At 34.3% G+C, this 12,709-nt stretch carries 13 protein-coding genes; 10 read left to right on the top strand and 3 right to left on the bottom strand.

All coding sequences use genetic code 11. The features are described 5' to 3' along the window. Positions 1–105 precede the first annotated feature (105 nt). From ACE38P_RS01090 to ACE38P_RS01065, 6 genes are all read left to right on the top strand, one after another. Complete coding sequence (locus tag ACE38P_RS01090; RefSeq protein WP_341810413.1) at positions 106–1,272, top strand: phage tail protein; 1,167 nt, start codon at positions 106–108, stop codon at positions 1,270–1,272. Positions 1,273–1,456: 184 nt separating this feature from the next. Further along, positions 1,457–2,182, top strand: a complete 726-nt coding sequence (locus ACE38P_RS01085; protein ID WP_341810414.1) for an ankyrin repeat domain-containing protein — start codon at positions 1,457–1,459, stop codon at positions 2,180–2,182. Positions 2,183–2,215: 33 nt separating this feature from the next. Then, on the top strand, positions 2,216–2,689 hold the full coding sequence (locus ACE38P_RS01080; protein ID WP_341810415.1) for an ankyrin repeat domain-containing protein: 474 nt from the start codon (positions 2,216–2,218) through the stop codon (positions 2,687–2,689). A gap of 34 nt (positions 2,690–2,723) precedes the next feature. After that, positions 2,724–3,155, top strand: coding sequence for a DUF2924 domain-containing protein (locus ACE38P_RS01075; RefSeq protein ID WP_341810416.1), 432 nt, complete (start codon positions 2,724–2,726; stop codon positions 3,153–3,155). A gap of 2 nt (positions 3,156–3,157) precedes the next feature. Next, complete coding sequence (locus tag ACE38P_RS01070; protein ID WP_341810417.1) at positions 3,158–4,648, top strand: recombinase family protein; 1,491 nt, start codon at positions 3,158–3,160, stop codon at positions 4,646–4,648. 31 nt (positions 4,649–4,679) lie between these two features. Then, positions 4,680–5,267, top strand: coding sequence for a hypothetical protein (locus tag ACE38P_RS01065; RefSeq protein WP_341810418.1), 588 nt, complete (start codon positions 4,680–4,682; stop codon positions 5,265–5,267). Between the two features lie 606 nt (positions 5,268–5,873). Here the strand turns inward: ACE38P_RS01065 and ACE38P_RS01060 are convergent. The 3 genes from ACE38P_RS01060 to ACE38P_RS01050 are packed head-to-tail and all read right to left on the bottom strand — an operon-like array spanning position 5,874 to position 8,384. Continuing rightward, positions 5,874–6,602 (bottom strand): ATP-binding cassette domain-containing protein, encoded by a 729-nt coding sequence (locus tag ACE38P_RS01060; protein ID WP_208571703.1) that lies wholly within the window; start codon positions 6,600–6,602, stop codon positions 5,874–5,876. 9 nt (positions 6,603–6,611) lie between these two features. Next, positions 6,612–7,451, bottom strand: a complete 840-nt coding sequence (locus ACE38P_RS01055; RefSeq protein WP_208571534.1) for an ABC transporter permease — start codon at positions 7,449–7,451, stop codon at positions 6,612–6,614. 6 nt (positions 7,452–7,457) lie between these two features. Then, a complete protein-coding gene (locus ACE38P_RS01050; protein ID WP_208571533.1) occupies positions 7,458–8,384 on the bottom strand; it encodes an ABC transporter substrate binding protein in 927 nt (308 codons plus the stop codon). Between the two features lie 971 nt (positions 8,385–9,355). Between ACE38P_RS01050 and ACE38P_RS01045 the strand changes: the two genes are divergently transcribed. The 4 genes from ACE38P_RS01045 (at position 9,356) to ACE38P_RS01030 (ending at position 12,648) form a co-directional block, all read left to right on the top strand. Further along, on the top strand, positions 9,356–10,195 hold the full coding sequence (locus ACE38P_RS01045; RefSeq protein ID WP_374699356.1) for a hypothetical protein: 840 nt from the start codon (positions 9,356–9,358) through the stop codon (positions 10,193–10,195). Positions 10,196–10,482: 287 nt separating this feature from the next. Then, positions 10,483–10,623, top strand: a complete 141-nt coding sequence (locus ACE38P_RS01040; protein WP_019078704.1) for a hypothetical protein — start codon at positions 10,483–10,485, stop codon at positions 10,621–10,623. Between the two features lie 52 nt (positions 10,624–10,675). Then, positions 10,676–11,920 carry a group II intron reverse transcriptase/maturase gene (ltrA, locus tag ACE38P_RS01035; protein WP_374699355.1) on the top strand — a complete coding sequence of 415 codons (1,245 nt, stop codon included), beginning with the start codon at positions 10,676–10,678 and terminating at the stop codon, positions 11,918–11,920. Between the two features lie 32 nt (positions 11,921–11,952). Next, positions 11,953–12,648: a group II intron maturase-specific domain-containing protein gene (locus ACE38P_RS01030; protein WP_374699354.1), complete on the top strand. Its 696-nt coding sequence runs from the start codon at positions 11,953–11,955 to the stop codon at positions 12,646–12,648. Positions 12,649–12,709 lie beyond the last annotated feature (61 nt).

Here is a 12,709-nt window from a genome sequence, read left to right as displayed (position 1 = left end):
TGATATTAAGAACATCTTTATTTTTGATCAGTTCTGGAATGATCTCTTGCTTACTCATAAGCTACCTAAATAAAGGGAATTAAAGCAACTTGAAAGAAAAGACAAATGAAAAGTTTATTACCGCCAAACGCAACAAAGCAAGAGCAAGCACTGGTTGATGCAATAGATTATAAGGTTGATCTAAGCTGTATCAAAGGATTTAAGTTTAATCTTAAAGAAGAAACATTGCTGTGGTTGATTGAGGAATATGAATTGGGGGAAATACTACGTTGGATAAAGGATAAAAGAAAAGCCGTAGTAGAAGGAGTAAAATTTCAAAGACTGAGAGGAACTCCAGCATCACTAAAAATAGCACTAAAATGGGCAAATATAGAAGATATTAAAATTATCGAAGAACCACCTGGTAAACATTTTTTTGAACTGCAGATAGGGATAAAAGATGTTCCAAATAACTTTTTTGTGGATGCAGTAGTAGAACTTGCAAAACTATCGTTACCAGCAAGATCGCGGCTAATGAGGATTTTCAATAATCACTACAACGTTGATAGGTTTATTTTAGATGAAAGCTTTTTTGGAAGTTTGTTATCAGATTACTCAGGAATAAAAATTGAAAAAGCTGGACCAGTACTGTCATTTGGTAGAAAGAACACATTTGAGCTAAAAAGCTTAAATCCAAATTTTAAGTTTAGCACTTTTCGGATTCATTATGAGCAAGCATTTAGTAATGACATATATCGATTAGATGTAGCAGTACTTGGGGAAACAGAAACTCATACAAAAGATTACAAAGGCATCTATGAAAGGAGTCATCAGTGGTACAATTTAAAAGCACTATATCCATTACCACAAAGTTTATTACCAGAAATAAAGTTTGCGAAAGCGCAAGTTATATTATCGGACAGTTGGAATTTGGGAGAAATAAATGCGTGCTTTCCAGTAAGTAGCGTAGAAGAAAAAGGAAATAAATTTTTACTAGGGGATAGCAAATTATCTGAAGAACTGTGGAACTTAAAGTATAAGCCAATTTTAGAAAGGTTTAGCGTTACTCACCACTACAAGGTAGAAGATTTTACCAACCAGAAAGTTATAAGATTTGGTTTAGCAGAACATAATGTTCATTATGAAAGCGAATTAAATTCAGAGCAAAAAGATTCGATACACGAATTAGAAAATTACATTTTAGTATTTTACCCAGGAGTACTGAAGTGGCACGAACATCGACATTTGAACAGAAGTTGGAAAAATAGCCAAGTAATATCTATAATAAGTTAAGTACTTATATTTATATCCTCATATATTATATTAATAATAGGTTAAAGTGTATGAAATAAACAGAAAAAGACTTGCTTTTTCATGCCAAAACGCACATAACTTAAATAGTAGCAAGTAAACAAAAAAAATTGATCTTGCACTAAAGAGAGCGAAATTGGCGTATGTTTTTATAGTGAGGTATGTAATGAGGTTTAGCAAGGAAAAGAGAGAAGCTTTTAATAAGTCATTTTATGAATTATTAGAGAACTCGTTTAAGAATATTAATGAAAAAGATGAAAAAGGGGAAACAGTATTGCACCATGCAGTAGAAATCTCCGATTGCAAAACAGTGAAGTTATTAATAACAAAAGGAGCGGACATCAATGCAAGAGATAAAAAGGGTTATACACCACTGCACTGCGCAGTATTTGCGAGAAGTTTAGAAAATGTAAAAGTGCTGATAAGGGGAGGAGGAGAAATAAATGCCACTAAATATATCAACGGATGTACGCCACTGCACTCTGCATGTAGGCTAGGGGCAGGTATTGCAATAATAAAAGAGCTAGTAAAAGCGGGAGCTGCAGTTAATCAACTGGATAAATATGGTGCAACACCAATGTATTATATATGGGAGAGTGAAAGGTATGGCCTATGGGATAATGGAGAGAATGAAAAGGCGAGGAAATTTCTGGGAAAGCAAGGTGGAATAACAAAAAGTAGAAAACTGACGTGCTATGGAATAGAGGGTCTAGTGGGAGAAATAGCAGATATGTTGGATAGGAGCTATTTACCTGAGTTAAAAATAATAGAGATAGAAGAAATAAGAAAGAGAGATAAGGGGCTAATAAGGGAAGAGTGTAAAAATTTAGCGAGCAAGATAATGAGCCAAGTGAATGAAATGATAGATGAGGTGGTGAGAAGGAAGGCTTAGGGGTTTAAATTTAAAGAAAAGGTGAGGTAAATTATGAGTAAAAAAGAGAAAGAGAAGTCAGCAAAAGAATTATTAGAGAACTCATGTAAAAATATTTATGAAAGAGACGAGAATGGAAGAACAGTTCTACATTATGCAGTAGACGCAAAAACAGTGAGGTTATTAGTCGAAAAAGGAGCGAATGTGAATGCAGCAGATGTGAAAGGATATACGGCACTGCACCTAGCGGTAGGGGAAAAACGTCTAGAAACCGTGAGAGAATTGATAAAATCAGGAGCAGACGTAAATGCTGAAGAATATGGAAATAAATGCACGCCGCTACACCTTGCATGTATGGTAGGAGAAAAAGAAATAGTGGAGGAACTAGTGGAAGCAGGAGGAGAAATAGAGCAAGAAGATAAGTTCGGAATGACAGCAATGGATTATGCGAAAAATAGTAAAGAGATAACCGAGGTGTTAAAGAAAGAAATAAAGAGAATTGAAAAGTTTTTTAAAAAGCAAAGGTAGCAAAGAGGAAAACCTTCTATGAGAGGCTAAAGATATGGAAAAAGAAACAGAAAAGAAAGTAATGAATTTAGAGAAAGAGTCATTAGAAGGGCTGAGGAAAATATGGAAGAAGGTATATGGAGAAGAAGCGCCTAGATACTCAAAGAAATATCTGATACCAAGATTAGCTTATAGAATGCAGGAAAAAGCGTATGGAGAAATGTCAAGAAAGGGGACAAAAAGACTAGAGTATCTGGCAGATCGGATAGAGAAGGGAAAAAGAATAAGTAGCGATAAATTACCAGTAGAAGGTACAGAATTAATACTAGAGAGAGGTGAGGAAACGCATGCGGTAATGGTAACAGATAAGGGTTTAATCTACAGAGAAGAATTTTACACATCATTATCAGCAGTAGCCGGAAAAATAATGGGAATGAGCTACAACGGACCTTTATTATTTGGGATGCGTGATAAAAATGGAAGTTGAAAATGCTAAAAGAAGTAAGATGTGCGATATATACGAGAAAATCAAATGAAGACGGACTAGAACAAAAGTTTAACAGTCTTGATGCCCAGCGAGTAGCATGTGAAAAGTACATAAAGAGCAGAGAAGGCTGGGTAGCATTGGCCAAAAGGTACGATGATGGCGGATATTCAGGGAAAAATTTAGAAAGACCAGCGATAAAGGAATTATTTGAAGATGTTAAAGGAGGAGAAGTAGATTGTGTAGTAGTGTACACACTAGACAGACTATCAAGGGAAACAAAAGATAGCATAGAAGTGACGTCATTTTTTAGAAGGCACCGAGTAAATTTTGTAGCAGTAACACAAATATTTGACAATAATACGCCAATGGGAAAATTTGTACAAACGGTATTATCAGGAGCAGCACAATTAGAAAGGGAAATGATCGTAGAAAGGGTAAAAAATAAAATAGCAACATCAAAAGAGCAAGGGTTATGGATGGGAGGAACTTTGCCGCTAGGGTATGATGTAAAAGATAAAGAATTAATAATAAATGAGAAAGAAGCAAAAACAGTAAAGCATATATTTGAAAGATATTTGGAGCTGAAGTCAATGGCAGAACTGGCAAGGGAATTGAATAGTCAAGGTTACAGAACGAAAGCAGATATCTTTAAAAAAGCGACGGTGAGAAGAATAATAACAAATCCAATATATATGGGAAAAATCAGGCATTATGAGAAAGAGTATGAAGGAAAGCATGAAGCAATAATAGAAGAGGAAAAGTGGAAAAAAGCACAAGAATTAATAAGGAATCAACCATATAGAAAAGCAAAATATGAGGAAGCACTGTTAAAGGGAATAATTAAGTGCAAGAGCTGTGATGTAAATATGACGCTAACGTACTCAAAAAAAGAGAATAAAAGGTATCGATACTACATATGTAATAATCACTTAAGGGGAAAGAATTGTGAATCAATAAATCGAATAATAGTTGCTGGAGAAGTGGAAAAAGAGGTAATAAAGAGAGCAGAAGATTTATATGAAAAATGGGGAGAAAAAGCGGAAGAATGGAAAAATTTAAGTTTTGGAAAGCAGAAAGAAGTAGTAAAAAAGTTAATAAAAGGAGTAATGGTAAAAGAAGATGGAATAGAGGTGAGTTTAGAGGATAAGGTGGAATTTATACCAATGTGGTTAAAAAAGAAAGGAAACAAATGCACAGTAGTAGAGCCAGAAGGAAAAACAAACAATGCGTTACTTAAAGCAGTGGTAAGAGCCCATTCCTGGAAACGTCAACTAGAAGAAGGAAAATATAGAAGTGTGAAGGAACTGAGTGCCAAAATTAATATAGGTACAAGACGAATACAGCAAGTTTTAAGGTTGAATTATTTAGCACCAAAGATTAAAGAAGATATAGTAAATGGGAGACAGCGAAGGGGTTTAAAGTTAGCTGACTTGAGGGAAATACCGATGCTGTGGAGTGAGCAGGTAGAAAAATTTTATGGATTAGCGATGTAACGTTTATAAAAGTAACAAGGAGAAAAACATCATGAGAACACCGAAGAAAATATGGAGAGGTATTACCAGAAAGTTAAAAAATAGAAAAGATACCACTACTGCAAAAGAAGCTGTCATAGAGGAATCAAGGAACTCTAATATTCCAGAAGAAGTTGAGGTAAAAGAGATCGCTAATGCTGATAAAGCTGCAGAAATTGACACTCAGCTATGTAAAAATATCAATAAAAATAGTGATAATATTAATATATCTCAGCCTACATGTGAAACCAGCGAAAAGATTCAAGATGCTCCAATAGAGACGTCCAATGTACCCAATGACTTTCCTTCAAATGAAATAAAGCCATGTGATGCTGTGGAAGAGAAATCATCAACAAAAACAACGCAGCAAAGACAAGCAATCCTGGCTGGTGTTGTTGGTGCGGTATTATTGGTAAGTTGTGTTGCATCTTATCTACTGATTGAATATTCCAAAGTACACGTTATAGCGGTAATTGGCGGGATTATTGGGTTGGTTTGTATGGGTTTTGCCCTGTATAATGCTATAAAGCCCAATACCCAGCTCGAGAAAGTGGAAGATATTCAGTCTTCTTTAAATCCAGCGTATACTCAAAAACCATAAGTGCCAAGATAACTTCTCTAAAAAATCTCTTAAATTATTAACCTAATATCACTTACCTTAGCCCCACTGTCATTTTTTCTTAATTTGAGCTTATGGAGCCTTTAACATTCTACTCCATTTATTAAGAGTCTAACAAATTAGAGAAGATAACAATAAAAAGTACACCAAATATTATATAGACAAACACCATAACAAAGCCCCATTCTTAGCCCACCGCATTAAAACTATTACTCTTCTCTGGCTTTTTTGATTGTTTACTTCTGCCTTACCATAACCATGCTCAAGTTTTAAAATACCTTCACTTAATACGCTTTCCCCAGCTTATAGAAATATTATGTATAGTAGATAGAAAACCAATGCAAGCATAATTTTTCTAACTTTTGTATTTTTTAAACTTCACTGACATTGATGCTTCTACTTTTAATTAGCTACACCTGCCAGTAACAACATTGTGCCTATTTACCGCCATCAAATGCAAAGAGATGATACTCTACTTAAAAGCATTTGCCCCTTTTTATCAGCTACTTTTCCTTAACTTGACGCGTATGCTTTTTTGAATATTCCAAAAGTAAAGCTACAACCATACTTACTAATAAATCAATTTTGTTATAGAGAGTTCAAAATTTCTTTTAACTCTTTTAAGTAAAAATTAAAAGATTTTACTTTATCTATTACTATTCGCCCATTATCCAATACTATAATCCTTTTGCCATAATTTACAGCATCCTCTAAATTATGAGTTATCATTACTGAAGTGATGTTATGTTCTTCTATTACTTTAGCTGTTATCGCAATAATTTCTTTAGAAGCTTTCGGATCTAAACTTGCTGTATGTTCATCCAGAAATAAAATTTGAGGTGGATGACTAATTGCAAGGGCTAATAAAATAGCTTGTTTCTCTCCTCCAGAAAAATTATTTATCGGTTGATTTAAAAGAGATAAAAATTTTTTAGGGGCATAGGTTTTAGAAATTACTTCTTTACTTGTAAAACGCTCATTCTTTGGGAACCTACTTTCCCATAGAAGAATATTTTCTTCCAGAGTTAATTCAGTAAATAATCTATCTTCAGCTTTTTGGGTTAAAGTAACAACCATAAAAGCCTTTTGGATAGGTAAGATTTTATCAATAGGTAATTGATTTAAAAATACTTCTCCTTTCGTTGGTGCAAGATAGCCGGCTAGTATTTTAGCTAAGGTAGATTTACCGCTTCCATTGGCCCCAAGTAACACTACAAATTCACCTTTGTCAATATTAAGGGTAGTATCATAAATTATTGGTTTATCACGGTTCGTTACTTTAAACTCAATTTCTTTAGCATATAAATAAGATTCCATATTTTTTCTTTATCCATAATTCCTATTGCGTTGCAAGGATATAAATAATATTACCCCTAAAACAAGCTTCAAATTTACAGGATCAATTCCTATATGCAATATGCTGCTAAGGCTTACAAAGTAAAAAAATATTCCGACAAAACATGCAATTACTTGCATAAAAATATGAAAATACTGAGGATTACCTCTAAAAATATGTAATCCGATGACAATAGCTCCAACACTAGTAAGCGCAAGTCCTATTCCCATATTAATATCCGCAAATCCATTTACTTGAGCAGCAAGCGCACCTGTTAGAGCCGCGAATCCATTACTTAATGCAAGACCTATAGTTCGATAAACTTCCGGTCTTTTCCCTAAAATACCCAATAAATTTTTATTATAGCCAAATGCTCGAAGTAATAATCCTAACCTTCCATTTAGTAAAAATACTAGTGATATAATGATAATACAATTGATTATAGTTAGTGGAATCAACCAATTTTCTAAATTAAATAATGATAAGATCGTTGGCGTTCCTAATATTGATATATTATGGCGTCTAAGTATTCGCAGATTAACCGAATATAGCATAAAGCTTGCAAGTATTCCGGCTATTAAACTATCAATACGGTCATTTTTTTGCATAAAACTAACTATGCTTCCAACTATCATACCTGCAAGCATACTAAATATTAATGCTGGAAATAGCCCAAAATCAATGGTACGGGCAAATATACCGGCCCCTAAAACATAAGTACCATCAACAGTTAAATCTGTAATTTTCATAATTTCATAACTTATATACATCCCCAAAATAAGAGGTAGTATTAAAAAGGACTGTTCTAACGCTATAAATAGTATGTCCATTATTTGTTACTCAATTTCTATACGCTGAAATGGTAAAGAAGATATTTCAAGTTTAGTTAGAATCTTTTGTCTAGAAAATGATTTAGAATTAATAAAGAGCATTAAACTATCCATAAGCTTAAAAGGAATATTTTTAGGGAGAATGCCGTTTAAAACATCTTTGGCAATTAATCCACTATTAACTCCAATTTCCTTTTCTCGTACCCCTATTGCTATAGTTGCACCGTCAATTACTGACCCTTCATCTGAAGCAATTATAGGAATTGATCTATTATCCGCTTCTTGTTTTAAGATATTTATGCCACTTGCTAGTAAATGATCCTTTAAGATTAGAAAAGCTTGCGTATTTTTAGGGCTATTTTTTACCGCTAGCGGGAGATCAGTCAAGTTATTTATCATCATTTTATGGAGAACAATATTATTTTTTTCTGCATATAATTTTAATTCTTTTACTGCAGGTGCTACTTTTTCACTACTACTATATAATAATGTTATATCATACAACGATGGTAGTTTATCAACTAACTTTATTATCGATATTTCATCATTAACCCCGGTCACCAAGGGATGATTTTTGTTATTTATTGCTGCAGCTACACAAACGATAGGTTTATTTTTTATATGAGAAATAGTCATTAGAGAGGTAGAAGAACCAATAGGCATGAGTATGTCTTGCTGCTGCATTTGCTTAATTATTGTGAGTAAAACATTAGGATCCCCATGAGCATTTTTAACTGTAATTTTAACACTCTGGTCTTGCAACGATTCTTTAATTCCATTAACAATCTGAGTCATTGCTTCATGTTCAAGAGGTACAATAATACCAATATTTTTATGATTAGCATAAACTGCAACAGTAAAAAACAGGACAGATAGAAACGCTAAAAGATACTTCTTATAATAGAAAGCTTTAAAAATGACGGAAAACAACATCGTGATACCCTATAAAAACTACAATTCAAACAAAGCCTAAAATTGATGTAAAATTATTTACGCCAACGCCATCCTTGATTTAAATTATTAATTTCTACAGATATCATATATATAAATTCTATTATTATATAACTAAGTCTAATATGTTTTAAATATAATGTCAATTATATTTGAAGCAGTGAAAATAGCATTAGAAACATACTGCGAATTAGCGTCGTAAAGGATTTAATTATTTACTTTCCCCAAAAACACAAAAATAGTACGTATATTTACGAGAACGCGTTGCGTAAAAATAGGGTTGTAAAAATAAAAGCTTGAAATTGTTACAACAAAATTAGGCAAACCAGTTCGTACGTAGATTTAGCGAAAGTGATCCAATATAGCTGGTTTTAGCTTACAGTGAAATTACCATATAAAAAAGTTCGTATGGTACACATGGTAGACCAATCAATCCCAAAAAAACTGGTTCTCACGCTTGTTGTTTTTGTGTGCTGGAAGTGGTTGTATTGTTAAGTTTTTAGTGATATGTGAAGTTGAATTAGTATTTAGAAATAGAAAGAGTACATTGCAATAAAAAAATAGAGGTGTTTTTGCAAGCATTGGCTTTAGTTTTAAAAATACAAACTATAATAAATGCTAAAATATGCAAAAAAATTCTTGCTTTGCTAGATCTTTTTAGCTACAATGCAGTCTAACGTAATGAAAACATGGGGTGTGAGTTAGATGCATTGTATTATGTATATCACTCAGAAAGCAATTCTCGATTTTTTAAGAATATATCTATTTTAGTCAGAAGTCAAAAGAAAAGCACACTGTTACTCAGCAATTAAAGTTACTTAGGATTACCGTAAGGTTTCTACAGCAAATTGGTTTGGTACAGCTGCATAAGAATCAAATGTTGAAATCAATCTTCAGAAAAGAGGTTTACGACAAAACAATCAAAATATGAATATTAAAATATAGGCGGCTTTATGTTAGGTAAAGAAAATATAGGAGAACAAGTAGCAGATAATCAAATGGATTATGTAGATGCTGGATCAGCAATAGTTGATTATGAAAATATATTATCTAGTGAAGAACTTCAGTGTGGACGAAGTCAGGAGAGCCCTAGAGTAACAAGATCTTCATCTATAGGCAGCAGTAGTACATCGACTGATGATGAAGAAATGTTTAGCTGTATAAGCATTACAAGTGATGAAATAGTGAAAAAAGCAACTTTTTTTGTTAAGACTTTTGTTAAAGAATTCGAGGAAAAACTATCTGAATGTTCTAAAGAAGCAAAACCAGGTTCAAAAGTACGTAAAACAGGTAAAGTAGTAGCTAAGGTTGTATCAACTGTGGGTAATTATATTCCACCAAGTGTGGAGAAAGTAGGTACTTCTCAAGTTATGGAGTGTGTGAGTTTTGTTTCTACAAACCAACATAGGAAAAAAGCAAAAATATTTTCTACAATAGTTGCGCCTTCAGAAGGTAACTTAAGAAAGATTTTAATAGAAGCTGGCTTGGAAATTTTTCAAAGTTTTGAGAAGCAATTCACTAAAATTGTGGATACTAATCAGTTGTCTTGTAATAGGGGGATTGAGAAGTTAGCAATGGATACTGTATCCAGAGTAATAAATTACACTACATCTTGCAACGAGAAAGGAGAATTTCCCAATCTTCACATAACTAAAGGTGTTATTTTAGGTAAATCAAAAAGAAAGTACCCGTTTACTACACGTACTGGACATCAAGTAAAAGATAAACAAAGTGGTGAAATGTTGATGACTGTGCGCCGTAGAAACACGAAAAGTGTTGAAGCTGTGCAGTAGATGAGGGAGGGCCCCTCGGAGCCGGTTTGCAAGAGCAGGCTTCAAACAGCCATAAGCTGCTTTGGTAAAGAGCTAAGGTAGTAAGCGTTATGGAAAAGGCACAATTATGTGTCATGTATGAAATAGAGAGACGAACGCAAGTGAACCACTGATGAAGTGTCGAAAGCGTAGAGACGACGTCAAAACCAGGGGGTAGTCGTTAACCTGGGATGAATCTACTGGGAGCTTGTTTACTGGGTAGGTGGCGTCCGGCATAAAAGTGGCGTGAATCTATTTTAGGCTATTGCATGGAACTACGGGAACCTGTCGTTTCGATGAAAAGGGAGAAGTCCAAAGAGCTGATCTCTGAGGATGAGAGTACCGATGCGAAAAACAGGGGCGGATTAGCTCGTAGTAGCGAAGAAGTTTCTGTAATGGAAATGGAGTGAAGGGGCTAAGTTATTTAGTTTTAATTATTTATCAACCGAAAGGGAGGAGTTAATGAATAAAACAAAGTCTTTTGATATACCGAAGCAACTTATTTGGAGAGCTTATAAACAAGTATCGAAAAATAAAGGTGCAGCAGGTGTAGATGAGGTCTCGATAACAAAGTTTGAAGAAAATCTAAAGGATAATCTATACAAATTATGGAATCGGATGTCATCCGGAAGTTATTTTCCAGAGCCGGTAAAAGCTGTTGCGATACCAAAAGATACAGGAGGGCAAAGAATTTTATGTGTGCCTTCAGTATTCGACAGAATAGCGCAAACAGCAGCTACAATGTATCTTGAGCCGTTAGTAGAACCGAAATTTCACGAAGATTCATATGGTTATAGACCAAATAAGTCTGCACTGGATGCGATATACACAGCACGGAAGAGATGTTGGAAAAATGATTGGACGGTAGATCTTGATATATCTGGATTTTTCGACAATCTGGACCACGATTTAGCACTGCAGGCTATCAAGAAACACACAGACTGCAAATGGGTCATACTGTATGTTGAGAGGTGGATGAAAGCCCCCATTCAGCAAGCAGATGGCAGTAGGGTAACAAGGGATAAAGGAGTTCCGCAAGGAGGTTCAATAAGCCCAATCATTTCAAGCATATTTATGCACCATGCCTTTGATATGTGGATGAAACAAAATTATCCAACAGTACCATTTGAAAGATATGTAGATGATGCGATAGTGCACTGCAGAACTAAAAGACAGGCAGGATTTATGAAAGTAATGATTGAAGAAAGATTGGCTAAGTGTAAATTGAAGTTACATCCTGAAAAGACACAGATTGTGTACAGTAAGGATGATGATAGAAAAGAACAATTTCCTAAACAAAGCTTTGATTTTCTAGGTTATACTTTTAGACCTAGAGTAGCAAAGAATAAGATGAGGAATTATTTCATCTCATTTCTACCTGCAATTAGTAACAAAGCCAAGAAGAAGATCAAGAAAACCATAAAGTCATGGAGAATACATCGGATTACATGGACCACACTAGAGGAAATATCGAAGAAAATAGATCCAATAGTCAGAGGCTGGTTTCAGTACTATGGCAGGTTTTATAAATCAGAGATGTATCCATCTCTCAGAAATATAGAGAGATACCTCATAAGATGGGTCAGGACAAAATATAAGAAACTTCGTGATCACGGAAGACTAGCAAAGCAATTTCTAGGAAAAGTGAGAAAGAGGTCTCCAAGTATTTTCTATCATTGGACACTTGGGTTAGGATCAAAAGGCTAAATAATGGGAGCTGTATAAGCCGAGAGGTTTCCGTGCAGTTCTGCGAGAGACTGGTGGGGAAGCTCCGCCGGTCTACTCTCCTTGTGGTATTACACGAGAGCGAGGAACTTGTGATGAAGGCAAAGGTTCTAACTGAAAAATGGCTAAAACCCGTTGGACTAGAATTAAAGTCATCAAAGACAAGAATTGCACATACACTGAAATCCCTAAATGGGGAAAAGCCAGGATTTGATTTTCTTGGATTTTCAATAAGGCATTATCAAACACGTCAAAATAAGAGAGGTTACAAGTTATTGATTAAACCAAGTCGTAAATCTATAAGTCAACACTTGTTATCTATAAAACATAAGCTTAAAGAGTTGCGAGCAGCGCCACAAGAAACTGTAATAAAAGAACTTAATCCAATAATAAGGGGTTGGAGCCAATATTACATCTCGGTAGTCTCAAGCAAAGTCTTTAATTTATTAGACTACTCTATGCATAACAAACTTTGGAAATGGGCTGTCTATAGACACCATGACAAAAGAAGGTGTTGGGTTAAAAGAAAATACTTTAAAAAGTATGGTAACGACAATTGGAGATATATGGTAAATAACAAATTATATCTTATTAGACATAGGGATCATGCTATTAAACGACATATCAAAGTAAATGGAAATAGATCTCCGTATGATGGAGATTGGCCATATTGGGGAAATCGTTTAAGTAAATTACCAGATCACGAGTAATAAAATTACTGAAGTTACAGCAAGGTAAATGTAATTATTGTTATCTTTGGTTTAGGTTTAA

The organism is Wolbachia endosymbiont (group A) of Limnophora tigrina (assembly GCF_964263225.1).
GTDB lineage: Bacteria > Pseudomonadota > Alphaproteobacteria > Rickettsiales > Anaplasmataceae > Wolbachia.
Note: the sequence above shows the minus strand (reverse complement) of the source record. Positions and strands in the feature narration are given on the sequence as shown.